The following is a 24,017-nucleotide window of genomic DNA, read 5'->3' on the forward strand; positions in this document are numbered from 1 at the left end:
CTTATGTATATTCAGGTTCTTGGTTCAGCGGCAGGCGGCGGTTTCCCTCAGTGGAACTGCAATTGTGCGAATTGTGACGGTTTGCGAAAAGGCACTGTTAACGCCCACGCACGCACCCAATCATCCATAGCGGTTAGTGAAGACGGCGAACGCTGGATTCTCTTTAACGCCTCCCCCGATATTCGTGCCCAACTGGCGTCGTTTCCTGCCATACAACCGGCGCGTGCGCTGCGCGATACCGGTATTGCAGCCGTTCTGCTGATTGACAGCCAGGTGGACCACACAACCGGCCTGCTGACCCTGCGCGAAGGCCTACCGCTGGACATCTGGTGTACCGCACAGGTGCACGAAGACCTTAGCTCTGGTTTTCCTCTGTTTCCTATGCTGGAACATTGGAACGGTGGGTTGCGCTGGCAAGAAATTGCCCTTGGTGACGGCGCGGCCGTAGGCTTTGTTATTCCCTGTGCGCCGAATCTGAAACTGACCGCTATTCCGCTGCTGAGCAACGCGCCACCGTATTCGCCTCGCCGCGACCAGCCGCACCCCGGTGACAATATTGGCGTGTTTATTGAGGATACTCGCACCGGCGCTACCGTGCTTTACGCACCGGGGCTGGGCAAGCCTGACGAGCATATACTTCAATGGATGCGTCAGGCCGATGTATTGATGGTTGATGGCACCGTATGGCATGACGACGAAATGATTCGCCAGCAAGTTGGCACGAAAACCGGTCAGGACATGGGCCACTTGGCCCAGAGTGGCCCTGGTGGCATGATGGAAGTGCTGGACACTATGATGGCCAGGCGCAAGATTCTGATACACATCAACAACACCAATCCGATTCTGAACGAGGACTCCGCCGAGCGAGCGCAGCTGGCGCAGCACGGAATCGAGGTGGCCTGGGACGGAATGCACATAGATCTGTCGGGGACGCCATGAATGCCATTGTGAACACCACCCTGAATCGCGCGGATTTTGAACAGGCGTTACGCAATAAGGGCCGGCTCTATCATATTCATCACCCGTATCATCAGGCCATGTATGGCGGCCAGTGCAGCCCTGAGCAAATCCGGGGCTGGGTGGCCAATCGCTATTATTATCAGGTAATGATACCGCGCAAAGACGCGGCCATTATGGCCAATTGCCCCGACGCTAGCGTGCGCAAACAATGGTTGCTGCGCATTCTTGACCACGATGGTCACGACGGTGATGTGGGCGGCATTGAAGCCTGGCTGTGCCTGGCGGAAGCCGTGGGGCTGACTCGGGAAGAAGTGATTGACCAGCGCCACGTGCTACCCGGCGTGCGTTTTGCGGTGGACGCCTACTTGAACTTTGCGCGCCGCGCGACTTGGCAAGAAGCGGCCTGCTCCTCGCTGACCGAGCTGTTTGCGCCAGAAATTCACCAGTCTCGTCTGGACAGCTGGCCACAACATTATCCGTGGATTGATGAGGCCGGCTATAGTTATTTCCGTAAGCGCCTTTCAGAAGCCCGCCGCGATGTGGAACATGGCCTGGAGATTACGCTGGAGCATTTCACCAGCGCTGCCGAGCAGGCTCGCGCCCTCGAGATTTTACAGTTCAAGCTGGACATTCTGTGGAGCTTGCTGGACGCCCTGACCATGGCCTACAGCCACAAAACGCCGCCGTTCCATACGGTTACGGATCAGCAAGCCTGGCACAGGGGGCTGTGATGGTAGACTCAACAGTCGTTGGGGTAGCAGCTGGAAGCGTACCCCGTTTCCGCCGTGGCTTCCGGTTTCAGTGGGAACCGGTACAGAACGGCTATGTGTTGCTCTACCCCGAGGGCATGGTGAAGCTTAACGAAAGCGCCGGCGCTATTCTGCGCGAAGTGGACGGCCAGCGCTCCGTGCAGGACATTATCAGTGCGCTGGAACAGGCCTTTCCCGAGGCCGGGTCGTTGGCGGACGATGTTAACGAGTTTCTGCAACACGCCCGCGAACAACATTGGATCGAACTTTCATGAATATGCCTTCATCCACGCTGACCGGCCAGAAAGCGGCCACGATTGGGCCACCGTTATGGTTGCTGGCGGAGCTGACTTACCGCTGCCCGTTGCAGTGCCCGTACTGTTCAAACCCATTGGATTTTGCCCAGACCGAGCGTGAACTCAGCACGGAAGACTGGGTAAAGGTGCTGCGCCAGGGGCGGGAGATGGGCGCGGCCCAGCTTGGGTTTTCCGGCGGCGAGCCGCTGGTGCGTCAAGATCTTCAAGAGCTGATTGCTGAAGCCCGGCACCTGGGTTATTACAGCAATCTGATTACGTCCGGCCTGGGCCTGACTAACGCCAAAGTAGAGGCGTTCGCCAGCGCCGGGCTGGATCATATTCAGGTCAGTTTTCAGGCCTCAGACCCAGAGTTGAACAACGCTTTGGCCGGTTCTCGCAGGGCGTTTGAACAAAAACTGGCAATGGCGCGGGCGGTGAAAGAAGCCGGCTATCCCATGGTTCTGAATTTTGTGATTCACCGCCACAACATTCATCAGATGAACGACATTATGGCGCTGTGTGAGCGCCTGGGGGCGGATTTCGTAGAGCTGGCTACCTGCCAGTATTACGGTTGGGCGTTCAAAAATCGCGAAGGGCTCATGCCGTCACGGGCGCAGTTGGAGAAGGCCGAGCGTGAAGTGAATCAATATCGTGCTCGCCTGCGGGACGACGGTTCGGCCATGAAGCTGATTTTTGTCACCCCTGACTATTATGAGGAGCGCCCGAAAGCCTGCATGAACGGCTGGGGCAGTCTATTTTTGACCGTGGCACCGGACGGTGCGGCGCTGCCTTGCCACAGCGCGCGTTTGTTGCCCATCGATTTTCCCAACGTGCGCGATAACGACTTGAAACACATCTGGTACGACAGCCCGGGCTTCAATCATTATCGCGGTGACGGCTGGATGCCGGAACCGTGTCAGTCTTGTGATGAAAAAGAAAAAGATTTTGGTGGCTGCCGCTGCCAAGCTTTCTTGCTAACCGGTAACGCCGATAATGCCGACCCGGTGTGCAGCAAATCGGCCTACCACGACCGCATTCTTGCGGCACGCCAGGCCGCCGACCATGCCACCGCAGGCATTGAGGAACTGACCTATCGCAACGCCGGCAACTCCCGCATGTTCTTCCGCAGTTAGTCAGCCGTCAGTTAAAGGCTTACTGAGCGCCACCGAGGCTTGTGCTGGCTATACCCAGCGCAGCGGTTTGGTGGCTTCAGGCGCTGGCGTATTCTGGCTACAAAACGAACCCGAAACCGGCGCCAGCCAGATATGGCACCTGAACGACCAAGGGCTAGTGTCGGCGTTGGGTATGAATCTGCGCAATCTTCGCAGTCGGGTAAATGGCTACGGGGGTGGGGTTCTGGCTGCCGCACCGGATGGCGTGTTTGCCGTTAGCAATGATCAACGCATTCACTTTATTCCCTTGGGTGCAGAGCAAAGTCAGGCGCTGACGACCGATACCGCCGCCTATGGCGGATTGCGGGCTGATCCATTGCGGCAACGGGTGCTGGCGGTACGCGAAACCGGGCAGGGCGTGGCGAATGGGCGCCAGCAACTGGTGGCGGTGTCTCGCGATGGCACGCTAACGGTGTTGCACCAGGGCGAAGATTTTTACAGTGCGCCCGCGTTGTCGGCAGACGGCCGACACATTGCCTGGGTGAGCTGGCAACTGCCTGATATGCCCTGGCTGCAAACCCGTGTGTGGACGGCGAACATAACGGTTGATGGCACACTGGAGAATCCTCGGGCGCATAGCGCTCCCCAACCCGCGTCTATTCAGCAGCCGGTGTTTGCGGGGCAAGACCTTTGGGTGATGTCCGACCATGAGGGCTGGTGGCAACCCTGGCAACTCGACACCCAGAATCCCGTGAACCTCTGGACAAAAGCCGCGGTGCCCGAATGTGACCACGCCAATGCACCCTGGCAACTGGGTGAAGTTCACCACTGCCCGCTACCGGGCGGAGGTTGGGCTCGCACTCATTATGACCTTGGCCGCGGCGAGCTATGGTTGTCGGGCTTTGGCCATTTAAACTCTGCACGGATTGCGCCGGCGTTCAGCGATTTTCGCAGCTTGTGCACTCGTGGCGACTTTCTCTATGCCATTGCGCGTTCTCCGGACCGCTTGGATGCGGTGCTTAGAATAGACCCGCAAAGCGCTGAGACGAGTGTCGTGGCTGGTGGCGAATCAGCGTTGCCCGGGCACGGCCTGGCGCAGCCAGTGTCGTTTCGAGTTGCGGCGCTTGCACAGGAAACGACCCCGCCCCAAGGCTTTTTATATTCGCCTCTGACACCATGTAACGCGCCACCGGCACTGATTTTGGTGGCCCACGGTGGGCCAACCTCTGCGGCCTATCCGGTCTTCAACCCTTTGATTCAGTTCTGGTGCCAGCGAGGCTTTGCCGTGGCGGAAGTAAACTATCGTGGCAGCAGCGGGTATGGCAGGGCGTTCCGGCTTTCACTGGCGGAGCGTTGGGGCGACATTGATGTGGAAGACATGGCGCGAGCTGCAGATGCCCTAGTGACTGCAGGCTACGCCGATGGTAACCAAGTGTTTATTCAGGGCCGCAGTTCTGGCGGTTATACCGCGTTAATGGCTTTAAGCCTGAGTCAGCGCTACAGCGCTGGCGCGAGCCAGTTCGGCGTGACCGATCCTATGCAACTGCGGCGTATGACCCACCGCTTCGAATCCGGTTATCTGGACTGGTTGTTGGGATGTCCCGAACGACATCCGCAACGCTGGCAAGACCGCACGCCGCGGTTACGCGCGGCGACAATGGCAGCGCCGGTGATTTTTTTTCAGGGCGGGCAAGACAAAGTGGTCGTTCCCGAACAGACCCGCACGATGGTCGCGGCCATGGAGCAAGCCGGGCAGAAGCCAGAGCTTCACTGGTTCCAGGACGAGGGCCACGGGTTTGTACAACAGGCGAATCAGGCGATCATGCTAGAGGCACTTTATAGCTTTTATCAACGGCATGGTCGAAACACCGATGAATGCATAGAAAGCTTGAGTTAAACTCTCGGGTATTACGTACAAAAATAAACTTAACGTCGAGTGCTTGTTCATGGGTCACGACATTTCCGCTTTAAGAAAATTTGTCTCGCCAGAGATCGTATTCGGAGCCGGATCAAGGAAGTCTGTCGCTAACTTTGCCAGTAATTTTGGCGCAAAACATGTATTTCTGGTTTCCGATCCCGGCGTCGCGGCTGCCGGCTGGGTGGGCGAAATCGTTAACTTGCTGACCGATGCCGGCATACGTACCACGGTTTACACGGGTGTTTCGGCGAATCCTCGCGTCGATGAGGTTATGGCCGGTGCCGAGCTCTACAAATCCTTCGAGTGCGATGTGATTGTGGCCATTGGCGGCGGAAGCCCCATGGACTGTGCCAAGGGCATCGGTATTGTGGTCAGTGATGGCCGCAATATTCTGGATTTTGAAGGGGTGGACACCATCGTAAATCCGCCGCCGCCGATGATACTGATTCCGACCACGGCCGGAACCTCGGCTGATGTGTCACAGTTTGCGATCATTTCTGACCCTGCTCGTCGCTTTAAATTTTCCATCATCAGCAAAGCAATTGTGCCAGATGTTTCGCTGATCGATCCCGAAGTGACCGAAACCATGAGCAGCTATCTTACTGCCTGCACCGGCGTTGACGCTTTGGTGCATGCTATAGAAGCTTATGTATCTACTGGCAGCGGGCCGTTGACCGATTCTAACGCGCTGGAAGCGATCCGGCTGATTAACCGCAATTTGGAGCCCTTGGTGGCTAATACCGCCGATGCGTATTTGCGCGAGCAGATCATGTTGGCGTCTATGCAGGCCGGTCTGGCATTTTCCAACGCCATCTTGGGTGCCGTTCACGCTATGTCCCACAGCTTGGGGGGGTTTCTGGATTTGCCTCATGGATTATGCAACGCCGTCTTGCTGGAACACGTGGTGGCTTACAATTTCCACTCTGCGGAAGAGCGCTTTCGTCGTATTGCAGAAGCGATGAATATCGACACTCGTGGCATGAGCCAGGCCGAAATTCAGAAACGCTTGATGAGTCGCATTATTCAGCTCAAGCGCACCGTGGGGCTAGAGGCCAAGTTGTCAGAGTTGGGGGTCAGGGTGTCTGATATTCCATCTCTTTCTGGTTTTGCATTGCAGGACCCGTGTATTTTGACCAATCCTCGCAAGTCGTCACTCAGAGATGTTCAGGTTGTGTATGAAGAAGCCCTTTGATGACGACCGTGGCTATGAGGTGGGTGATTTGTTGGGGCTGGGTCGCCAGTCCGTGCGCAAGAACTACTACCTTGCGCTGCAAGACCGGCTTAAGGAGTTAGAGCAAGAGCGTAATCGCTATAAGTGGCTATTTGAAAAGGCACTTCACGGTATTTTTCAGGGTGATTTACGCGGTGGTTTTCTGGCCTGCAACCCGGCCATGGCCAAAATCTGCGGTTACGTCAGTGCTGAAGACCTGCAAGCCCGGGTTATTCGCTTGCGTGAACAGCTTTTTTGCAGCGCCAATGAGTTCGATGCATTGCGTCAGGAACTGCTCGATAGGGGCAGTCTGAGCGCCCGCGAAATTCGCCTCCGTCGCGCCGATGCGACGCCTGTCAATGTCGCCATCACCCTGCTCAGGCGGCCAGATCTGGGGCCAGAAGTGGTTGAGGCGTTTGTGGCGGATATAACCGAGCGAGTGCAAGCGCAGCAGAAGATGGTGCAGGTCAACGCAGACTTGGAGCGCCGGGTAGAAGAGCGCACCCAGGCGCTGCAGAACGCCAACGTTGGGCTGCATTTCCAGATTGCAGAACGAGAAAAAGTCGAGCGCGAACTGGTTATTACAGCGCAAGCCGCGCGCGATGCGAATCGCAGCAAAGACAAATATCTGGCAGCGGCCAGCCACGATTTGCTGCAACCCCTGAATGCTGCGCGCCTGACCATATCGGCGCTGCAGGAAAGCGCGCTGCCGGCGGAAGAGGCGAGGATGGTGCACCAGGTACATCGCGCGCTTGAAGGCGCCGAAGACTTGCTGGCGGATTTGCTGGATATCTCAAAACTGGACCAGCAGGCCATGGTGCCGGATTTGCTACTGACCGATGTTGCCGCTCTGGCCGAAAGCCTGGGTGAAGAATTCGAAGCAGTGGCGATTAATGCCGGCGTGCGGTTCCACGTTCGCACTATCCCGGCGCTGATAAAAACCGATCAGCGCATGCTTACTCGCATTCTTCGTAATTTACTGAGCAACGCCTTTCGCTACACCCTCAGCGGCCGTGTTCTTCTGGCACTGAGAGCCCGCCGCGACAGCCTGCGTATTGAAGTGTGGGACACCGGTGTGGGTATTGACGAAAGTAAACTGAAGGATATTTTTACCGAATTTCATCAATTGTTGCCACAAGGAACCGGCGGACGCCAAGGTGCCGGGTTGGGGCTGGCGATTGTTGAACGAATGGTGTCGGTATTGGGCTACCAGATAGACGTGATTTCGCGGCCAGGCAGAGGTTCGCGGTTTGCGTTGGTGCTGCCCGTGGACATGCAATCAGCCCGTCGGGCCACGTTGCCGGCCGCTGAAGTTGTGCCCAGCTTTGTTCACGGCTTCGCTGGTATTTTGGTCATGGTGATTGATAATGAGCCGGCCATACTTGCCAGTATGAAGCTGTTGCTGGAGCGCTGGGGCTGTTTGGTCATCGCCAGTCCTGACGAACATCAGGCTTTGGAGTATTTGCGGCAGACAAATAACGTACCCGCGGCGCTGCTCGCCGATTACCACCTGGATGATGAAAAAACGGGTTGGCAGGCCATTTCAGCGATACGGAAACTACTGGGATCGCCTGTGCCAGCGGCCTTGATTACCGCAGACCGGGGCGATGAACTGCGCACGCTGATGCGGACACAGGGGTTACCGATTTTAAACAAGCCGGTAAAACCCAACCGTTTGCGGGCATTGCTGACGAGTTTGTTGTCTGTGCAGTAACGCAGTGTCCCCGATCGTTTGCACCACCGGCTTTATGTGACGAACGAGCCGCTGCTATTAAGCCAGGGTGGTTCTGTGCATAAGACCAAATTAGTCATTGAAAGTAACTTTGGTCGAATACGACCTTCGCTGGTTTTTAGTTTTCAGATTTGACCCATCTGCGATTACACTTCAGAATACTGTATATATAAACAGTAATCGGTGAAAATCATGATGACCTCCACCGCGACATCGTTCGTCACGATCAGACGCCAGTTTGATTTTCGCAGTATTGAAGTCGGTCGCTGGGTTACGCCAGAAGAGCGTGATTTTGCGGCAGTGCGCTTCTACCAGGCGTTGTGTGATTTGATGACAATCCTCAAGAGTCCAGAGCTGCTGATTTCGTTAAGGAGCACGCTTAGCCTCCAGTACGGCATTGGTGGGCGCCCCGGTGTGGCTGCACACTATATTCCGGCGACACGGCAACTGGCGCTGGCTAAAAATGCCGGCGCAGGTAGCTTGGCCCATGAGTGGTTTCATGCTTTCGACCATTATATGGGCAATAAAGCCTTCCACGACTCGGTCAAGAACGGCTTTGCATCTGGTGCATGGCTTGACAGCAAGAAACAGAAACAACATCCATTAAACAAACGTCTGGAGCACTGCTTTCGCACCATTTTACTGAATGAGAGCGGCACTCAACCCAGTGATCAGTTTCAGTGCTCGCAACAAGCAGACAAGAAATTGAAGGTGCTGTATTACGCTCGACCGGAGGAGCTCTGCGCACGGGCTTTTGAAGCCTTTGTTGAAGACAGCAGGCCCAGCAATAGGTTTCTGGTAAGTGGCACTGTTTACTCGGATGAGGCGAAGGCGGGGCTGTACCCGAGGGGCCAGCACAGAGAGGCGATCAACGAAGCGTTTGAAAACTACTTCCAGGCGTTGGGTAAAGCGTTATATCGGGAACAGACCCAAGCTCAATGAGAGCGATAATCGCTCTGGTTGCGCCTGCATCAGCTTTCGGAAGAAAGGCGTTTTGAGTTATCGATAGCACGTTCAAGAAGGGGTTCAAGGATGCGCAAGCTGGTTGTCCACCAAGGCGTGTGGCCACCGGATAGCGTATCTAACCACGCCATTTGCACCTCTAGCCCTGTGTCCCAAAGCGCAGCGAGTTTTTCGGTGACCATGCGGCGGTTTTCCAAAATAACTTTTGGATTTGAGGGAGCGTGCGTCACCAGCATGCCAACACGCAAATTTATGGTTGATAGCGCGACAGGCCCGGCATACATTAGTATGCAGCTCAATTTCCAAACATCGGATCTAGCGTCGGGTGTCATTGGAATTATTGCGGACAGGCGATCAATCGCGAACATTTTGCATTCCAGGAGTGGGTTTTTGGGAATGCAACTGACGAGAGTGCAGACCTTTTTATCGAAATGGATACGACAAACGGATGCTTACCCGGCTGTCCAGATGACTATTGTAACACCATTCTCAACCTGCCGAATGATCTGCAATTCAGAAGCTGGCGTAGATTCTAATTAACTCAATGCGAGAGCAACGTCCATGCACATGACACTTGGCGAACTGAAATCCCGCAAGCACGAACCCATCAGCCTGGTTGAAATTGTGTCCATGGAGGGTCGGTATTACATGGTTCGCTTTTATATTGGGGGTTCGGGTTATATTTTGGCTAATGATCAGGATAAAGCGGTGTTGTTTGCAGGTGCTTGCGCTGCACGTGAAGCCATGCGAGGTTTTATTGTGGCGGATTGCGACCTGATTCCGCCAACTGGAACGGACGAAATGATCGGTATGCCAGACTCCAGCTCTGAGCCGATGCGGGTTCAGTTTTAGCGAATTGCCAAGCTGCTTTCGTTATTTTTCTGGTTTTTGGGCGCAATTTGGTTACAGCCAACAATTATGGCGATTTTGCCGTATCTTTTGAGGACTGCCTAACATCATACATCCATCACTTTTGTTACAATTTCACAAAATGGCGGCAAAGTGGTGCTAAAAGTGAATAATCGGATCAGCAGTGTATTTTATCGAGGCCTGGTTTTTGGCGGAATGTTGATTTTGTTGTCGGGCTGTGGCGGTGATGGAGATGAGTCGGATGCTGCTGGTGTAGCGACGCCAAGTGCGGTGGTGGCTACGGCAAATACGACAGCACTTAGTTCGACGCTTAGCACAGTAAGTTCTACCGCAAATCAGGCGACTTTGAGTTGGAGGGCGCCTGTAACACGAGTAAATGGTGATACCTTAAGTGGTCAAGACTTGGCCAGCTACGAAATTCGTTACGGCACCAGTGCCGATAACCTCAATCGCTCTGCAATCTTTGACGGCGCGGCCGGTCTGATTGACATGTCTTACACCATTGAAAATCTGTCTGCTGGTACCTGGTATTTCACTATCCAAGCGAGAGATGACAATGGGCTGCTAAGCTCACCTTCAGCCGTTGTTAGCAAAACTATTTCGGTCTAACAGGTCACGTTTCATACATTGATGCCTATTCAACCGTCAATCGATATATATCTCCCTTGCCGGACCCCAGCGGCTTGCCAATGGCCCGTCAGAAACTGCTTTTAGCCGCACAAAATACCGCTTTCCGGGAATCAGGCGCAAGCCTGCCGAAGTTCCCGGTATATCTGCTTCCTTGATAATCGGGTAAAAATCCGGGTCTGCAGAAAGCTGCAAACGATACTTGGTGGCTGTTTCCACTGATTCCCAGAATATTCGCACCTGTTGATCCAAGTAGTTTACCGAGATAATTTTCACCGGTGGCAAACTGCCGTCAATGATCAGGCTGTGGACGTTGCTGGTGGCAGTGGAGTCGCCGCCGGCTTCGGTTTTAACCCGCCAGTAATACTGGCCGGGAGACAGTTGTTGCGATAGCTGCGCTTCGCTTTGTTGTGCCCACTCGCTGGTTGCTACCAGATTTTCGAACTGCGGCGTGGCTGAAATCTGAATTTGGGCGATTTCGTTGTCGCCATTTAGGCCCCAGCTAAATTCGGGCTGATTGGTGGTGGTCTTGTCGTCGACAGGCTCTAACAATTTGGCGGCGCGGGCTTGAAGGTCAACGTTGAATGGCACAACCGCAGGTAAACCGGCTATGCCCTGGTAGTCTAATGCTGCGAGCTGAATTTCATAGCGCCCGTTGTTCAGCCGGCTTATGTCAAAACGGTCACCAGCCAGTGTGCGACTGTCTACCCATCGCCCGCTGCCGGTATCAAAAATATCCAGCTTGTGAGTTTTCGCAAGGCTTTGCCATTGTAGTTCTGCGGGCAGCTTACGCAGAATGGCCGGCAGGTCGGCAACGATGGGTGGCGGTGCAAGTTTGTACAGGCGAACATCGCCTCCGGGCTGTGCGGTTACGTGGGCGCCATAACCCGCGGGCACGTCTACGGAGTGCCCCTGTTGGCCAAAATAAACTTCGCCATTAATAACCTGCAAGCTCGTGCCCCCATCGTTTGCCTGAATCGCAAACTGAGTGCCATCCACCGCGGCTGTTGCCGAGGGAGTCTCAATTTCGAAACGGCTGCCACCGCTGACCACTTCCTTTACGTTGGTAAAAACCTCGCCACGATTCAGCCGCAAGCGGGTATCCATCATGCCCGGCTTGCCAAACTGGGTCATGCGGTTAAACGCCAGTCTAGAATGTGGTGACAGGCGAATTTCAGAGCCTTCGGCCAGGGTGACAGTGGTGTTACCGGAACCAGACAGTAACTCGTCACCCGCGCGGATCAGTGTGTTTACGGTCAGTGGCCGGCGCTGGCCGTTGCTGGTTAGTAGTTGCACCAGGCCAGATACAGAGGTTGCGCGGGCGGGCTGGGACTGGCGTTTGAGCCAGTCCATAGGGATGCGCACCTGCTCGCCTGTCACCGGCAGCAGGGCATTGTTCAGGCTGTTGTGTTTTAGCAATTGCTGGGCGTTGTGGGGTGGGGCCAGTAACTGCGTGGCGAGCTGCTGAACGCTGTCGTCTTTTTGCAGGGTGTAAACCCATTCAGCGAGTGCCGTACCCGAGCTGTTTGCGGGCACACCCGAGCCCATCGCAAGTGGCAAGTGGGCTTGTACAGCTGTATTGGAAAGGAGCGCGACTAAGAGCAGTGGTAAAATACGCACTATTAGAATACTGCTACGCAGCGTCTTTTCAGTCATGGGCCGCCATCACTTGCGCGTGCACCACACCTTTGTCTGGCTTTTGGTTTTTACGACTCTGCGCTTGCTGGCTGCGACGCGACAGGCCGGACATGCCCGAAATCTGACAGTTCAGCACCAGTAAATCGTTATTGTTGTGCAGTACAACACTCAGAAAATGCTGACCTGTTTCAAAAGCATCGCAACTCTGACGGCGTCTGCAAATAATGCCCTGTTCATGCTGAGATTGCTCCGGCCCATCCTCAAGCAACGCAATGCGCATCTAGCTCTCCTGCAACAAGTAAATGGCTGTTCAGCGAGCGGCCTTCCGGCGTTATTTGTTCTAGCGCTCGTGAACTCTAAATCAGTGTCGCAAAATCCGGCATCGGGCTCCGTTTTATTATATAGCCGGTTTTGCTGGCAGGTCAGGTTTTCCGTTTACATCGTTTACTGTTTGACGGCAGGCGGGGAAAGAACTGCAGCCCCAAAACCAACCTTTTTTACTTTTACGCCTGACCAGGGGCGAAAAACAGAATGGGCAGGGAACTGGTTTTTGGCTGCTACCATCTTCTGGACTGTGGTCTTCCAACGGGCGGGTGCCTTTGCAACCCGGGTAGCGGCCGCAGGCGTAAAAAGCGCCGAATTTGCCCTTGCGCTCAACCATGCCGGCGCGGCACTTGGGGCAGTGCGGGGCATCGGGGCTGGTCGTTACCTCGGCCGCGTCAGGAACTAGGGGTGCCGGGCAACCAACAAATCCCTGAATTTCTTGTTTCAGGGAATCCAGAAACTGTTGCGGCTGCGCTTCGCCGCGATGAATAGCTTCCAATGTGGCTTCCCAAACGGCGGTGCGGTCGGGTTTGCTGACAGAGTCTGGCAGCGCGTTTATTAAGGTTTTACCCTTATCGCTGGCGCGGATGTGGCGGCCATCACGAAATAGGTAGTCGCGTTTGAACAGGGTTTCCAGAATAGCGGCGCGGGTAGCTTCGGTGCCCAGTCCATCCGTTTCGCGCAGCGTTTTTCGCAGTTCCGGGTCGTCAACAAAGCGCGCGATGTTAGTCATTGCTGCTAGCAGCGTCGCGTCAGTAAAGTGTTTGGCGGGCTGGGTTTTTTGCTGCAACACCTGAGTGCCGTCACACAGTACCGGATCGCCAGTGCCCAGCCGAGGCAGTGCGGGTTTTTCAGATTTGGCTTTGGCGTCGCGCAATTTCAGTTCAAGCGCTTTCCATCCGAGCTGTAAAACAGCGGTTTCTGAGGTGCGGAACAGGTGGTCGCCTAACGTTACTCCCAATTTGCCCTCCCGATGGATGGCATCTGCTGCAAATTGCATCAAGTAATAGCGACTGATCAAATTGTAGATCTGGGCTTCTTTTCCAGATAGCGTAGCACCCGCGCTACTCCGGCTAGTGGGAATAATGGCGTGGTGGGCGTCTACTTTTTTGTCATTCCAAGCTGCGGTTTTTCGTTGTAAATCGGCTGTGTTGCAGGCTTCGGCAAGGTCGGTATCGACCTTGCCGACAGCGCTTATAACCTGCTGACGTTGATTGTAATGTTCCAGCGGTAGGTAACGGCTGTCAGACCGCGGGTAGGTAATGAGTTGGTGGCGCTCGTACAGACTCTGCGCGGTATCCAGCACGTCTTTAGCGGCCATGCGGAACAATCGACCGGCTTCGATTTGCAACGCCGAAAGCGACAGGGGCAGTGGTGGCGGCTCTGAGCGGTCGCGAAAGCGGGATTCGCAGATTTTGCCTGGTCTCCCCTCAACCGCGGCGGCGATCTGTTCCGCCGCGCTGCGATCCAGCAAGCGGTTTTCGCTGTCCAGCAGGTGTTGGTAATCTTCACCTGGCACCCAGCGCGCGCTAAAAGTGCGGGTGTCAGAGTCTTCTTCCATGCCGTGAAAATGGGCTTCCAGCGGGAAAAAGTCTTGGGGCTGAAACTGTTCAATGTGCTGATCGCGCTTAACCACCAGGCCCAGCACCGGGGTTTGCACCCGGCCAACAGAGTAAACGCCCTGCTGGCCTTTTGTTTGATAGAGCAGAGTATAAAAACGGGTCAGGTTCAAGCCGTAGAGCCAGTCTGCGCGCTGGCGTGCCAGGGCCGAAGCCGACAGCCGAAGGAAGTCACGGTTATCGCGGGTCTGTTTGAGCGCTTTGGCTACCGCAGCCGGGGTTAAATCGTTAATCAGCAGGCGCCTTACGGGCGCATCCGTGCCCACGTAGCGAATCACCTCGTCTACCAGCAGCTGGCCTTCCCGGTCCGGGTCACCAGCGTGGGTGATTTCGCTGGCTTTGCGAATCAGCGATTTCAGTACGTTAAGCTGGGCGGCAACGCCGGTTTTCGGAGTGAGCTGCCATTTTTCCGGGAACATCGGCAGCTGGTCGGCGCGCCAGTTCTTCCAGGCCGGGTTATAGCTGGCGGGTTCGGCGGGCTCCAGCAAATGGCCGATACACCAGCTGACCGTAACCGCACTGCTGCCATTGCCGCAGCGAATCCAGCCCTGACCTTTTTGTTGGGGTTGGGGCAGGGCCGCGGCGATGGCGCGGCCAAGGCTGGGTTTTTCGGCGATATAAAGGTGCATGGTGTTCCCGTTTGGCTTGAAACTGACGTGGGGTGCGAATTTAAGATTGAATTTAAGAGTGGCCCGCTACCCGTGTTCGCTGCGAATGTGGCGGTTCCCCGCAACGCTGTCAAGGTTGTCGGGTTTAGCGGTTGATATATAGTAGACTGTTGATATACAAGCAACGAAGAGTGAGTGAGTGATGGACGTGCAGAAAACAATCGAGGCCAAGTTGCGCCAGGCTTTTGATGCCCAGGTGATGATTATCGAGAACGAAAGCCACAAGCACAACGTGCCGCCCAATTCGGAAACCCATTTCAAGGTGACCCTGGTATCACCGGCATTTTTGGGGCAATCAAAGGTGAAGCGCCACCAGGCGATCTATCAAGTGCTGGCTGCAGAGTTGGCTGCTGGTGTGCACGCGCTGGCTATGCACCCTTTCACGCCTGAGGAATGGGCTGCGCAAAATCAGTCCACACCCGATTCCCCAAACTGCTTGGGCGGCTCAAAAAACGACCCCGGGGCAAGCTTCAACAAGAGGGCTGATTCATGAGTCAGTTTTTTCAGATTCATCCGGATAATCCGCAAAAGCGCCTTATTAATCAGGCGGTGGATATTCTTCGCAAAGGCGGCGTTATTGCGTACCCGACCGACTCGGGCTATGCGTTAGGCTGCCATTTGGGTGACAAATCTGCTTCTGATCGTATAAAACGCATTCGCAAACTGGACGACAAGCACAACTTCACCTTGGTTTGCAGGGATTTGTCAGACATTGGTACTTACGCCAAGGTCGACAACACCACCTACCGTATGCTGAAAACCTACACGCCCGGTGCTTACACCTTTATTCTGGATGCCACCAGCGAGGTGCCACGGCGTTTGTTGCATCCCAAGCGCCGTACCATTGGCGTCCGTGTTCCTGACAACGCGGTTGTGCACGCACTTTTGGGGGAGTTTGGCGAACCCATCATGAGCAGCACGCTGATACTGCCCGGCGAAACCGAGCCAATGACCGATCCGGAAGACATTCGCGATGCGCTCGAACACGAGTTGGATTTGATTATTGACGGTGGTTTCTGCGGTATGGAAGCCACCACGGTGGTTAATTTCACCAGTGGCAGCCCGGAAGTGACACGGGTAGGCAAGGGCGACCCGTCGCCGTTTAAGTAAATTTATTCCAAATCAGGCCCGAGCGTTGAAGCTCAACGCGTAATCCCGGGCTGTGTAGGCAGAGGTCAATGACACGGCTTCGGCGTTGCGGCGTAGCGAGTCGTAGCGGTGCACTAGATCTTGCAGGCCGTTGAACTGCTGGTTCTCGCTGACCAGTGTGTTCAGTAGCGAGTTGTTCACGCCGTAGGCTTTTCCCAACTTCAGAGCATTGTCCATAAAGTGCAGCGTAGGTTCGTTCACACTCATGCGCCGGAATGCATCCTGAAACGCGGTGTTTACGTTCAGGTCCCCGGCAATGCGTGCAAACGCCGGATTCTGGCCTTTGCCCTCTACCGCGATGTTTCCCTGCCTGTCATTTTTGATGTGAATCGCCGTTGCCGGGGGCATGTTGTACTCGGCAAGTTTGTGCCGCAGCGTTTCTCTTATAAAGGCAAGATCTTGCCCGACGCTTTTCTTGTAATCTGTAATCGCTAGCTTGCTTACCTTGCGAGTCGAGTCGTCCTCTTTGCTTTCAGAAGGTGTGAACCGGTCTGCCCCGGGCTGCGCGGTTAGCTCTGCATTGCCTTGAGCACGACTGCCAGTGCTAACTGACGGAGCAGGTGGACGTTTTTCCAGCGCCGTGTGTAATTCGCTGCCGGCACGAAGCAGGGTAGACAGTAGTGACATGGCGGTGCCCTCCGGCAGCAGTGTTGAGTTTGGCGCACAATGTTTGTAGCCACTGTGATTAATCAAGCAAATAGCGGGCCAGTTCGCGTTTGACGTGATCGTACGCTAAATTGACTTGGGCCCAATGAGCCCCAAGGGCTTTGCGGTAAACTTAGTGGTCGTTTAGCCGTTACCTTAAGCAAGCAGCGGCGGTTGAAGTTCCTGATTCGTGCTCCCGTCTTTGCGGCTTGAATTCTCGTTGTCGTCAAAGCCATCAATAAGCCAGGTTAACTATGAAAAAACACTTTTCCATTCGCTTTATGCTCCTTTTAGCACTTGCGACGGCGTTTTCACTGGTGCTCGCGTTCACCGTATTTTTTAGCGCACAGTCCCAGCGTGAACACGTGGAGGAATTCAGCCACAAATATGTAGACGGCTTGGCGAAATCTTACTTTGATGCGCTCAACACCATGATGGTGACGGGCACCATGCACAATCGTGAAATTCTGCGTGAGAAGGTGATGGCGCCGGAAGACGTGCTGAACGTGCGAGTAGTTCGCAGCGATCACCTGAACGAGGTTTTTGGCAGCGGTAACGTTGCAGAACAAATGCGCGGCCCACTTGACGAGAAAGCGTTGGCAGGTGAGCGTATAAAGCACTACTCAAGCAATGAAAGCGGCCGGGTTTACACCCTGATTGAGCCGGTGATTGCGATGGCAGATTACCAGGGTGTGAATTGCTTGGGGTGCCATCAGGCTCGGGAAGGGGATGTGTTGGGTGCCATCCGTGTCGAATATTCCGTGGCTGAAACCGATGCACGGTTGCAGGCGCAGTTGCTGACCAGTGCTGGCAGTCAGGCGGTTCTGTTATTGGGGGTATTTGCAATTACCGCATGGGTGTTGGGGCACTTGGTGTTTTCGCGCTTGCGCCGTTTGCGTGACCGCATGGATGAAATATCCCGTAACTCGGATCTGACCCTTGAGCTGGATGTGGTGCGCAACGATGAAATTGGCTTGGTGTCCAATGCGTTCAACCGCATGATTAGTAAAATGCGAGACAGCATGAACCAGGTTATGGTCAGTGCCGAGCATGTTGAGCAAGCCGCGCGTGATATTGCTAGCAAGGCCGGCGCCAGCGAACGGGAGGTGTTAAGCCAGCGCGACAACACCGACCAAGTGGCCAGTGCGACTACGGAAATGGCAGCATCAGCGCTGCAGGTGCGGGAAAGCGCCATTACCACCACGCGAAAATCGGTGGCTACGGCCGAAGCAGCCGGGCTGGGTGAGGAGCTTGCGCAAAGTGCGGTTGGCGGCATTGAAGCACTAAATGTTGAGGTGCAAAACGGTGCTCAGCGGATTGAAGCTTTGAATCAGCGCACCGCGAAAATGACGACGATGCTGGAGACCATTTCCAATATTGCTGATCAAACCAATCTGTTGGCATTGAACGCGGCTATTGAGGCAGCGCGAGCTGGCGAAGCCGGCCGCGGATTCTCTGTGGTTGCCGATGAAGTGCGGGCTCTTGCATCGCGGACCCAGGTGTCTACGGCTGAGATTCGCGACACGATAAACGGCCTGAAAGAAGAAGTTGCGGGTTGTTTTTCGACCATGCGCGGTGCGTCAGACCGTGCCAGCCAGCAGGTAGATTCCATTTTGAAAGTACAGGCCGAGCTGAAAATCATCGCCGAAGCTACCCGCGAAATTACCAGCCTGAACCAAGGAATGGAAAGCGCCGCTAACGAACAAAGCAATGTGTCTGATCTCATCAATCAGAACGTGATTGAAATCAGTCGGTCCGCCGAGCAAACGACATTGGAAGCCCAGCAGACCGCGCAAATAGCGGCTGAATTGCTGGTAATGGCCGAAAACCTGCGCCAGACAATTGATCAGTTCAAGCTTGTACCATAGGTCTATGGCCATTGAGCCTTGGTTAGAGATGGTTTAGCCGATCAGCAAACGGTTTAGGATATAGCCGCCAACTGTCAGGAAGGCAAACAGACAGCCGGCCAGTATCAGTGGGCGCAGTCCCGCACGTCGTATTGCAGATACCTGTGTGCTCAAGCCCAGTGCGGTCATCGCCATGGATAGCAGGAACAGGTCGACATGGCGAATGGCGTTGGTGGCCATAGCGGGCATGGCAATCACAGAGTTAACCGCAGCCGCCGCCAGGAACAGAACCGCAAACCAGGGAATGACCAACTTCTGCCGTTCCTCTTTGCCAACGCCGGCGTTTGCACGGCGACTTGGCAGGCGCACGTTGGCCAGAATAAGCAGGAACGGCGCCAACATCATTACCCGCACCATTTTTTCAATGATGGCGCTGTTGGCCGCTTCAGTACTGATTGCCTGGCCCGCAGCGACGACCTGCGCAACCTCATGAATGGTAGAACCCACGTAAATACCATACTGGTGCTCTGTCATACCCAGTAGCGGATACATCAATGGGTAAAGAAACATGCTGATGGTGCCAAAAATTACCACCGTTGCGACTGCGACAGATACCTGATCGCTTCTGCCTTTAACCACGGGCTCGGTCGCCAAAATCGCCGCCGCACCACAAATAGAGGCGCCTGCGCCGATTAAAATGGTCGTTTCTTTTTCCATCTTCATCCAGCGCCGGCCAATCAGCTGCGCCATCGCAAAGGTAGAGGCAATCATTGTAGCGTCCAATAACACGCCGTTAACGCCAACCGCGCTGATTTGCTGAAAAGTGATGCCAAAACCGTAAAGAATAATGCCTAGCCTCAGCAACAAGCCCTTTGCCAAAAATATGCCATTGGCCAGAATAAAGGGTTGATTGCGCAGAACCGTATTGCCCGCCACAATACCGATAACGATCGCCAGCGTAAGCGGGCCCATGCCCATCCGCTGAAACCAAGATTGTTGGGCTAGAAAAAACGCGGCGCCAGCCAATGTAGCTACTAGCGCAAGACCCGGCACAATCTGCTTTTTTGGGGATTCTGCTGTTGTGCCTTTTGTGTCTGCTGCCGCTGTTTGTTGCTCTGCAGTATTCACCTGCGTTCTCCGAATAACATTGAGATAGCGCTAGCTTACGCCCACGTTATGACGTGATCGAATATGCTTTTATTAAACGCTTATAAGCTGAGGTTATAGTGTTAAATCTGCATCTAATGAGGATTTTTTATACGGTGGTGCAGGAAGGCAGTTTTTCCGGCGCGGCTACTGTTTTGCATATTAGCCAGCCTGCGGTATCTCAGGGCGTGCGTGAGCTGGAAAGCCAGCTGGGGCTGACGCTGGTCGATCGTATGCAGTCGCGCAAAAGCCAACATAGTCAAAAAGTTCAGCTGACCGCCGGTGGTAGCGCGGTATTTGATCATGCTCGCGGTATTTTTGCGTTGGAAAAAGCCGCCGTGGATGACATAGAAGCCCGGGTAGGTGCGCATATAGGCAACCTGACACTGGGCGCTAGCACCACCGTGGCTGGTTATTGGCTGCCGGCGGCGATTGCCGAATTTGCGCGCCGGTATCCGAACATCAATATGAAGGTGCGCGTGGCAAACACCCGGGTAATCAGCGAATGGCTGTTGGATTGTCAGTTGGACCTGGCGATCGTTGAAGGGGATGTGGAAGACCCGCGAATTGAAAGTCGCCATTGGCGTGATGAAGGCTTATTGCTGGTGGCCGGCACGGAGTGGGCACAAGGCGAAGGTTCTTTGGAGCGAATGAACAGTGGCTGCTGGGTCCAACGGGAAGAGGGGTCTGGAACGCGCTCTGTTTGCGACCGCTTACTAGCAAGCCTGGGAATTATACCGAAAACTACCTTGCAGATAGCGTCAAACGAGGGCATTGCTCGCTGCGTTACTAACGGCATGGGTTTTGCGCTTTTGCCCAGGGTGGTCATCAACGAATTGCTGGAGTTAGAACGGTTACAGGAAGTGGCGCTACCCGGAGCTGAACAGTTGAGCCGGTCACTGTGTGAATTACGATTCCGTGACCGTCCTTTGTCGCCATCAGCCCAAGCGTTTGCTGATATCTTGCACAACAAAGCCTAGGCGATAAGTGGGGGCGCTGATTACTAAGGCGCGGGGCAAACTTATTTCTCGCGCTGGACCGAAATGATCTTCAGGTGCAGGTCTTTGCGACCGCGCACTGGCCATTTGATGGATTCGCCCACGCTCAAACCTAGCAGCGCCGAGCCAGCCGGGGCCAGAATGGATATTTTACCTTCGCCGTCGCCCATTTCGTGGGGGTAGACTAGGGTTAATTGGTGCTCTTTTTTGCTGTCTTCGTCTTGAAAACGCACAGCTGTATTCATGGTAACCACTGTGTCGGGTATATCTGCCAGCGGCAATAGAGTTGAACGGCTGAGCTCTTCATCCAGCGCCGCAGCGGTTTCTGAATGGCCCTGTTTTTCAATCATGCTAGACAGGCGGTTAAAATCTTCTTCAGCAACCAGAATCGCTGGCAATTCAGACATCGTAATCTCCAGAGAATAAAAAGTATAAAGCAACGCAAAGATCGAACGCCGAACCTGGCGTTAAAAGAGCGGGTTCGGCGAACAGTAAGAAAAGTGAAAGAGTAACTTTACACATTAGCCTGGCGGAAAATGCAAAAGTATAAATAGTTCAACTCGAGAAGGAAATCGCTCCCAGCAGGACCTTTTGCGCGGGAATACAGTGAAATTTTGGCCTGTAAAAGCTTCCAATCAATCTATAACCTTTTGCCAACTTCCACAAGCCTTGCATTGTTGAATCTATGACTGGTTCTGCGGGGAAAATCGGCAGTTTATCGTTCGACGCCAAAGCACAGCGGAATAATTCAGGTGTCTACATTATGATCGAACTCATTATTCTAGCTCTGGCGCTCAGCATGGACGCGGTCGCCGTTGCTGGGAGGCGTTGTGCTCATTTTGATGGGCTTTAAAGTGCTTCTGGTTTAGTGGTTGTGCGCCACACCAGCAGCTGATTGTTGGCGGGCATGGTGCGGTCTTGCGCCAGAACCATACCGTGGCTTTGTGCCAGTTCGATCAGGCTCTCAATATTGCGAATGCCCATGTGCGCCGCGTGGCTTCGAAGGTGCTGGTCAAAACTCTGATTGCTGGCGCTGGTAAAGTCGCCGTTGTATTTGAACGGGCCGTAAAGACAGAATTGCCCGCGCTCTTCGTTCTCCGATACGGCTGAATCCGCCAGGCCTCTGCCCACGCCCGCAAACATCGCTTCTACTTCGTGCCAGGCCATGATGTGGGCGGTGTTAGCTGAAAATACACCGCTAAACTCCATCACCGGCCAATGCTCCTGGCTCACATTCAACGCAATGGGGTCGCCAATATTGGGCAGCCCGGCATCGATCAGCCAGGGCTGGCAAAGTTGGTAATGATTGGGGTGATCACTGGTTTGCCAATAAAGATGGGGTAGGTGAGTGGCGAAGTGCACTGCGTGTTGCCCTGTCCCAGTACCAATTTCCAAGACGGTGGCGGGCGTAGTGAAAACTCGTCGCAGTGCGTCGAGTATTGGCCCCTTGTTGTTTTCGCAAGCTTGCGAAAATGGCTTCTCCGGATGCATGGCGTGTCCTTGTGAGCGTTGGGAATAAAACGATTTGACCAATGTGTAAAGATACATCGCTGGGCGAAGGGCGTAAAAGCACTATGCGCACGTTACAACAATGCCACTTATCTTTTTCACCGCAATGGCACTTAACTAAAGGAACCCGATTTTATGACCTCACCCCAGCTTTCGCTTATGCAAGAGCGCGCTCGCGCCGCACTTCAGAATTTATTTGTAGCCGACTCCTTAGCTATGCCTGTGCACTGGTATTACCGGGTGGGCGATATTTTCGCCGCGTTTCCAAACGGTGTTGGCGCTTTTGATGCGCCGCCAGAATGGCACCCGTCGTCTATTATGTCTTTGCATTCTACCGCTCAGGGTGGCCGCAAAACAGCGGCCAAGGCGGCGCCAGATGTGGTTGGCGACGTCATACTGAAAGGCCGCCGCCAACACTGGGATCGCGCGAACGTGCACTATCATGTGGGTATGGCCGCGGGCGATAACACCCTTAACGCCCACTGTGCAAGGTTACTGATGCGCACCCTGGCAGAGGCTGAACAGTGCCGTGGCGACGCAGAAGGTGCGAAAAGTGGCTCAGAGAATGCCGGTAAAACGCAGGGCAGTGCATACAGCGTGGACGATTTTGCCGCTCGCTACATCGATTTCATGACAGCCGATGCACCACAACACCCGGACACTTACGCCGAGTCTTACCATCGTGGCTTTTTTCACAACTACGCTCAGGGCCTGCCACCGCGCAAATGTGGAGCGGTAACTCATGATACAGCCTCTGTCGGCGGCCTGGTCACCACTGCGCCGTTGGCGCTGCAAAGCCTGTTAAACGGCTCTTCACTAGAACAAGTGCAAGCGCAATGTCGAGAGCATTTGTTTTTAACCCACCCCGGCGACGAGTTGGCGTTGATCTGTGATGCATACGTAAGTTTGATAGCGCAGCTGTTGCTTAGGCCCGACGGTGAGCATCCCACCAGTGAGCAACTGCTGCAATCTGTTCCGGCTCGCACGCGCAAAGCACTATTGTGCGCGATTGAAAAGCAGGCCCCGGATTCCGACGTAGTGGGCCGCATGCTATCCCCCGCGTGCTATATTTCCGACTCCTGGCCGGCGTTGTTGTACTTCTTATGCCGCTACCGCGATCAACCACAGCAAGCATTGCTGGCCAATACCCATGTCGGTGGCGACAATGTTCATCGTGGGGCTGTGTTGGGTGTTCTGTTGGGTTTGTTGCGCGGCCAAAGCGAGCAAGTGTGGTTTTCGCAATTGGTAGGTGCAAAAGCAATTGATCGGGAAATTTTGCAAATAGTGGCCGCGACGTAATCTGGTCGCGTTTACTAAACCATAATCTTTAAGGCCTTGCATGCAACAGCGACTGATTCACCGACGCCTGACATTTTTTCTCCAGATTATTCTGGTCGCCGAAATACTGGCCGCCATCTGGCAGCAACAGTGGCTTGCGATGGTGCTTACTATTGGCATTTTGCTGATTACTCTGGCGCCACTGCTCATTGGTCGTTTTTTTCGTGTTTTTATACCGCCTGAATTTGTGCTTCTTGCCATTCTGTTCGTGTTTGCGTCGCTGTTTTTAGGGGAGGTGCGCGGTTACTACACTCGTTATTGGTGGTGGGATATTGCACTGCATACCAGCTCTGGCTTCCTATTGGGCATTGTCGGTTTTTTGCTTGTGCACGTAATGAACGAAGTCGAAGATATTAATTTGCACATGCGCCCCGGTTTTGTCGCGTTTTTTGCTTTTCTGTTTGCCGTGGCCATTGGCGCCTTGTGGGAAATCTTTGAATTTGCCATGGACACTGTATTTGGTATGAACATGCAAAAACCCATGCTGGGCGATCCCTCGGGCCTGACCGACACCATGTGGGACCTGATCGTAGATACTCTGGGTGCGCTGGTTATCTCGATTTTGGGCTATCGCTATGTTAGAACCGGTAAAAACGAATCGTTTCTGGAGCGTTGGATACAGGATTTTGTAAAAGGGAACCCGAGTATGTTCAATCGGGATGAGTAGCATCGGTGTGATTGCTACTATTGTTATTTTGG

24 protein-coding genes are annotated in these 24,017 nt (G+C 54.4%); 16 read left to right on the forward strand and 8 right to left on the reverse strand.

The window, feature by feature from the left end:
• Positions 1 to 3 precede the first annotated feature (3 nt).
• The 8 genes from pqqB to MRBBS_RS05810 all read left to right on the forward strand — a co-directional run bounded on the left by pqqB (position 4) and on the right by MRBBS_RS05810 (position 8,919).
• Positions 4 to 939 (forward strand): pyrroloquinoline quinone biosynthesis protein PqqB, encoded by a 936-nt coding sequence (pqqB, locus tag MRBBS_RS05775; protein WP_014870510.1) that lies wholly within the window; start codon positions 4 to 6, stop codon positions 937 to 939.
• Positions 936 to 1,691 (forward strand): pyrroloquinoline-quinone synthase PqqC, encoded by a 756-nt coding sequence (gene pqqC, locus MRBBS_RS05780; protein ID WP_014870511.1) that lies wholly within the window; start codon positions 936 to 938, stop codon positions 1,689 to 1,691. Before pqqB ends, pqqC begins: the two co-directional genes overlap by 4 nt.
• Positions 1,691 to 1,984, forward strand: a complete 294-nt coding sequence (gene pqqD, locus MRBBS_RS05785; RefSeq protein ID WP_014870512.1) for a pyrroloquinoline quinone biosynthesis peptide chaperone PqqD — start codon at positions 1,691 to 1,693, stop codon at positions 1,982 to 1,984. Before pqqC ends, pqqD begins: the two co-directional genes overlap by 1 nt.
• Complete coding sequence (gene pqqE / locus MRBBS_RS05790) at positions 1,981 to 3,138, forward strand: pyrroloquinoline quinone biosynthesis protein PqqE (RefSeq protein WP_014870513.1); 1,158 nt, start codon at positions 1,981 to 1,983, stop codon at positions 3,136 to 3,138. The genes pqqD and pqqE overlap by 4 nt, the downstream gene beginning before the upstream one ends.
• Positions 3,139 to 3,208: 70 nt before the next feature.
• Positions 3,209 to 5,014 (forward strand): prolyl oligopeptidase family serine peptidase, encoded by a 1,806-nt coding sequence (locus MRBBS_RS05795; RefSeq protein WP_014870514.1) that lies wholly within the window; start codon positions 3,209 to 3,211, stop codon positions 5,012 to 5,014.
• 49 nt (positions 5,015 to 5,063) lie between these two features.
• Positions 5,064 to 6,227 (forward strand): alcohol dehydrogenase-like regulatory protein ErcA, encoded by a 1,164-nt coding sequence (gene ercA / locus MRBBS_RS05800; protein ID WP_014870515.1) that lies wholly within the window; start codon positions 5,064 to 5,066, stop codon positions 6,225 to 6,227.
• Positions 6,211 to 7,959, forward strand: a complete 1,749-nt coding sequence (locus MRBBS_RS05805) for an ATP-binding protein (RefSeq protein ID WP_014870516.1) — start codon at positions 6,211 to 6,213, stop codon at positions 7,957 to 7,959. The genes ercA and MRBBS_RS05805 overlap by 17 nt, the downstream gene beginning before the upstream one ends.
• Before the next feature lie 210 nt (positions 7,960 to 8,169).
• Complete coding sequence (locus MRBBS_RS05810; protein ID WP_014870518.1) at positions 8,170 to 8,919, forward strand: CLCA_X family protein; 750 nt, start codon at positions 8,170 to 8,172, stop codon at positions 8,917 to 8,919.
• Between the two features lie 29 nt (positions 8,920 to 8,948).
• On the opposite strand, the gene MRBBS_RS05815 is transcribed toward MRBBS_RS05810, so the two are convergent.
• A complete protein-coding gene (locus MRBBS_RS05815) occupies positions 8,949 to 9,308 on the reverse strand; it encodes a hypothetical protein (RefSeq protein ID WP_050996592.1) in 360 nt (119 codons plus the stop codon).
• A gap of 193 nt (positions 9,309 to 9,501) precedes the next feature.
• On the opposite strand from MRBBS_RS05815, the gene MRBBS_RS05820 reads away from it, so the two are divergent.
• Both MRBBS_RS05820 and MRBBS_RS19910 read left to right on the forward strand, forming a co-directional pair.
• Positions 9,502 to 9,792 (forward strand): DUF6482 family protein, encoded by a 291-nt coding sequence (locus MRBBS_RS05820; protein WP_014870521.1) that lies wholly within the window; start codon positions 9,502 to 9,504, stop codon positions 9,790 to 9,792.
• Positions 9,793 to 9,954: 162 nt separating this feature from the next.
• Positions 9,955 to 10,419 (forward strand): fibronectin type III domain-containing protein, encoded by a 465-nt coding sequence (locus MRBBS_RS19910; protein WP_227497582.1) that lies wholly within the window; start codon positions 9,955 to 9,957, stop codon positions 10,417 to 10,419.
• Positions 10,420 to 10,455: 36 nt separating this feature from the next.
• Here the strand turns inward: MRBBS_RS19910 and MRBBS_RS05830 are convergent, their stop codons facing one another.
• The 3 genes from MRBBS_RS05830 to MRBBS_RS05840 all read right to left on the reverse strand — a co-directional run bounded on the left by MRBBS_RS05830 (position 10,456) and on the right by MRBBS_RS05840 (position 14,647).
• Complete coding sequence (locus MRBBS_RS05830; protein WP_227497583.1) at positions 10,456 to 12,093, reverse strand: FecR domain-containing protein; 1,638 nt, start codon at positions 12,091 to 12,093, stop codon at positions 10,456 to 10,458.
• Positions 12,086 to 12,355 carry a hypothetical protein gene (locus tag MRBBS_RS05835; protein ID WP_014870524.1) on the reverse strand — a complete coding sequence of 90 codons (270 nt, stop codon included), beginning with the start codon at positions 12,353 to 12,355 and terminating at the stop codon, positions 12,086 to 12,088. The genes MRBBS_RS05830 and MRBBS_RS05835 overlap by 8 nt, the downstream gene beginning before the upstream one ends.
• A gap of 117 nt (positions 12,356 to 12,472) precedes the next feature.
• Positions 12,473 to 14,647: a DNA topoisomerase 3 gene (locus MRBBS_RS05840; RefSeq protein ID WP_014870525.1), complete on the reverse strand. Its 2,175-nt coding sequence runs from the start codon at positions 14,645 to 14,647 to the stop codon at positions 12,473 to 12,475.
• 181 nt (positions 14,648 to 14,828) lie between these two features.
• Between MRBBS_RS05840 and MRBBS_RS05845 the strand changes: the two genes are divergently transcribed.
• A complete protein-coding gene (locus tag MRBBS_RS05845; protein ID WP_014870527.1) occupies positions 14,829 to 15,179 on the forward strand; it encodes a BolA family protein in 351 nt (116 codons plus the stop codon).
• On the forward strand, positions 15,176 to 15,796 hold the full coding sequence (locus tag MRBBS_RS05850) for an L-threonylcarbamoyladenylate synthase (RefSeq protein ID WP_014870528.1): 621 nt from the start codon (positions 15,176 to 15,178) through the stop codon (positions 15,794 to 15,796). The genes MRBBS_RS05845 and MRBBS_RS05850 overlap by 4 nt, the downstream gene beginning before the upstream one ends.
• A gap of 12 nt (positions 15,797 to 15,808) precedes the next feature.
• Here the strand turns inward: MRBBS_RS05850 and MRBBS_RS05855 are convergent, their stop codons facing one another.
• Positions 15,809 to 16,462: a hypothetical protein gene (locus tag MRBBS_RS05855; protein WP_014870529.1), complete on the reverse strand. Its 654-nt coding sequence runs from the start codon at positions 16,460 to 16,462 to the stop codon at positions 15,809 to 15,811.
• Between the two features lie 272 nt (positions 16,463 to 16,734).
• Between MRBBS_RS05855 and MRBBS_RS05860 the strand changes: the two genes are divergently transcribed.
• Complete coding sequence (locus MRBBS_RS05860) at positions 16,735 to 18,348, forward strand: methyl-accepting chemotaxis protein (RefSeq protein ID WP_014870530.1); 1,614 nt, start codon at positions 16,735 to 16,737, stop codon at positions 18,346 to 18,348.
• Between the two features lie 33 nt (positions 18,349 to 18,381).
• On the opposite strand, the gene MRBBS_RS05865 is transcribed toward MRBBS_RS05860, so the two are convergent.
• The gene (locus MRBBS_RS05865; RefSeq protein ID WP_014870531.1) at positions 18,382 to 19,455 is read right to left on the reverse strand and encodes a YeiH family protein; all 1,074 of its coding nucleotides are present in this window, start codon (positions 19,453 to 19,455) and stop codon (positions 18,382 to 18,384) included.
• A gap of 116 nt (positions 19,456 to 19,571) precedes the next feature.
• Between MRBBS_RS05865 and MRBBS_RS05870 the strand changes: the two genes are divergently transcribed.
• Positions 19,572 to 20,453: a LysR substrate-binding domain-containing protein gene (locus MRBBS_RS05870; RefSeq protein ID WP_083847001.1), complete on the forward strand. Its 882-nt coding sequence runs from the start codon at positions 19,572 to 19,574 to the stop codon at positions 20,451 to 20,453.
• 41 nt (positions 20,454 to 20,494) lie between these two features.
• Here the strand turns inward: MRBBS_RS05870 and rnk are convergent, their stop codons facing one another.
• Positions 20,495 to 20,878 carry a nucleoside diphosphate kinase regulator gene (gene rnk / locus MRBBS_RS05875; protein ID WP_014870533.1) on the reverse strand — a complete coding sequence of 128 codons (384 nt, stop codon included), beginning with the start codon at positions 20,876 to 20,878 and terminating at the stop codon, positions 20,495 to 20,497.
• Positions 20,879 to 21,320: 442 nt separating this feature from the next.
• Positions 21,321 to 21,962 carry a DUF938 domain-containing protein gene (locus MRBBS_RS05880; protein ID WP_041635107.1) on the reverse strand — a complete coding sequence of 214 codons (642 nt, stop codon included), beginning with the start codon at positions 21,960 to 21,962 and terminating at the stop codon, positions 21,321 to 21,323.
• A 153-nt stretch (positions 21,963 to 22,115) separates the two neighbouring features.
• Here MRBBS_RS05880 and MRBBS_RS05885 point away from each other — a divergent pair, with 153 nt between their 5' ends.
• On the forward strand, positions 22,116 to 23,279 hold the full coding sequence (locus MRBBS_RS05885) for an ADP-ribosylglycohydrolase family protein (RefSeq protein WP_014870535.1): 1,164 nt from the start codon (positions 22,116 to 22,118) through the stop codon (positions 23,277 to 23,279).
• A gap of 40 nt (positions 23,280 to 23,319) precedes the next feature.
• On the forward strand, positions 23,320 to 23,985 hold the full coding sequence (locus tag MRBBS_RS05890) for a DUF2238 domain-containing protein (protein ID WP_014870536.1): 666 nt from the start codon (positions 23,320 to 23,322) through the stop codon (positions 23,983 to 23,985).
• The last annotated feature ends 32 nt before the right edge of the window (positions 23,986 to 24,017 follow it).

Source organism: Marinobacter sp. BSs20148 (assembly GCF_000283275.1).
Lineage (GTDB): Bacteria > Pseudomonadota > Gammaproteobacteria > Pseudomonadales > Oleiphilaceae > Marinobacter > Marinobacter psychrophilus.

Excerpts from the sequence above, each read along its gene's own strand:
- pqqD (WP_014870512.1), top strand. The coding sequence starts at position 1,691 with ATGGTAGACTCAACAGTCGTTGGGGTAGCAGCTGGAAGCGTACCCCGT.
- MRBBS_RS05845 (WP_014870527.1), top strand. The coding sequence starts at position 14,829 with ATGGACGTGCAGAAAACAATCGAGGCCAAGTTGCGCCAGGCTTTTGAT.
- MRBBS_RS05860 (WP_014870530.1), top strand. The coding sequence starts at position 16,735 with ATGAAAAAACACTTTTCCATTCGCTTTATGCTCCTTTTAGCACTTGCG.
- MRBBS_RS05855 (WP_014870529.1), bottom strand. The coding sequence starts at position 16,462 with ATGTCACTACTGTCTACCCTGCTTCGTGCCGGCAGCGAATTACACACG.
- pqqB (WP_014870510.1), top strand. The coding sequence starts at position 4 with ATGTATATTCAGGTTCTTGGTTCAGCGGCAGGCGGCGGTTTCCCTCAG.
- ercA (WP_014870515.1), top strand. The coding sequence starts at position 5,064 with ATGGGTCACGACATTTCCGCTTTAAGAAAATTTGTCTCGCCAGAGATC.
- MRBBS_RS05805 (WP_014870516.1), top strand. The coding sequence starts at position 6,211 with ATGAAGAAGCCCTTTGATGACGACCGTGGCTATGAGGTGGGTGATTTG.
- MRBBS_RS05810 (WP_014870518.1), top strand. The coding sequence starts at position 8,170 with ATGATGACCTCCACCGCGACATCGTTCGTCACGATCAGACGCCAGTTT.
- MRBBS_RS05815 (WP_050996592.1), bottom strand. The coding sequence starts at position 9,308 with ATGTTCGCGATTGATCGCCTGTCCGCAATAATTCCAATGACACCCGAC.
- MRBBS_RS05835 (WP_014870524.1), bottom strand. The coding sequence starts at position 12,355 with ATGCGCATTGCGTTGCTTGAGGATGGGCCGGAGCAATCTCAGCATGAA.
- MRBBS_RS05890 (WP_014870536.1), top strand. The coding sequence starts at position 23,320 with ATGCAACAGCGACTGATTCACCGACGCCTGACATTTTTTCTCCAGATT.
- MRBBS_RS05840 (WP_014870525.1), bottom strand. The coding sequence starts at position 14,647 with ATGCACCTTTATATCGCCGAAAAACCCAGCCTTGGCCGCGCCATCGCC.
- MRBBS_RS05820 (WP_014870521.1), top strand. The coding sequence starts at position 9,502 with ATGCACATGACACTTGGCGAACTGAAATCCCGCAAGCACGAACCCATC.
- MRBBS_RS05870 (WP_083847001.1), top strand. The coding sequence starts at position 19,572 with ATGAGGATTTTTTATACGGTGGTGCAGGAAGGCAGTTTTTCCGGCGCG.
- rnk (WP_014870533.1), bottom strand. The coding sequence starts at position 20,878 with ATGTCTGAATTGCCAGCGATTCTGGTTGCTGAAGAAGATTTTAACCGC.
- MRBBS_RS05885 (WP_014870535.1), top strand. The coding sequence starts at position 22,116 with ATGACCTCACCCCAGCTTTCGCTTATGCAAGAGCGCGCTCGCGCCGCA.
- pqqC (WP_014870511.1), top strand. The coding sequence starts at position 936 with ATGAATGCCATTGTGAACACCACCCTGAATCGCGCGGATTTTGAACAG.
- pqqE (WP_014870513.1), top strand. The coding sequence starts at position 1,981 with ATGAATATGCCTTCATCCACGCTGACCGGCCAGAAAGCGGCCACGATT.
- MRBBS_RS05880 (WP_041635107.1), bottom strand. The coding sequence starts at position 21,962 with ATGCATCCGGAGAAGCCATTTTCGCAAGCTTGCGAAAACAACAAGGGG.
- MRBBS_RS05850 (WP_014870528.1), top strand. The coding sequence starts at position 15,176 with ATGAGTCAGTTTTTTCAGATTCATCCGGATAATCCGCAAAAGCGCCTT.
- MRBBS_RS05830 (WP_227497583.1), bottom strand. The coding sequence starts at position 12,093 with ATGACTGAAAAGACGCTGCGTAGCAGTATTCTAATAGTGCGTATTTTA.